Origin of the sequence: Nocardioides cremeus (assembly GCF_030518195.1) — a bacterium.
GTDB lineage: Bacteria > Actinomycetota > Actinomycetes > Propionibacteriales > Nocardioidaceae > Nocardioides > Nocardioides cremeus.
In genome coordinates, this window is sequence record NZ_JAULSC010000123.1 from 1 (window position 1) to 348 (window position 348).

Below are 348 nucleotides of genomic sequence, written 5' to 3' on the forward strand. Positions count from 1 at the left end.
CCTCTCCATCCCCTTTACCATCATTTACATTGCCTCCTCATACGTAATCTGCGTCAGTCCCGCCCCGACAAACATATACACCCACTTCAACGTCTTGGCACGGATCATGACCGCACTGCTCTGCAACCTCGGCTTGGCCGGCTCGACGACAGTCTTAATAAATTCAGTATGCTCCTTGTAATGCACTTCGCTCTCGGGCAAGCCGTCGAGCAAGACGGCAAAAACATGGGGCATAGCCTCGAACTCGCGCCACGTGACACTGACGCCTTGGCTGACGGCGCGCTGGGCCAGGACCGCGCCTTCATCCCTCAGCATCTCCTGGCCGATGGAGAAGAACAGAGGCGGGCT

General features: G+C 57.2%; 1 protein-coding gene. It reads right to left on the reverse strand.

Annotation, left to right across the window (positions count from 1 at the left end; all coding sequences use genetic code 11):
• Positions 1–24 precede the first annotated feature (24 nt).
• A partial coding sequence (locus QWJ41_RS20915) for an alpha/beta hydrolase (RefSeq protein ID WP_302710402.1) occupies positions 25–348 on the reverse strand: 324 nt, incomplete at its 5' end.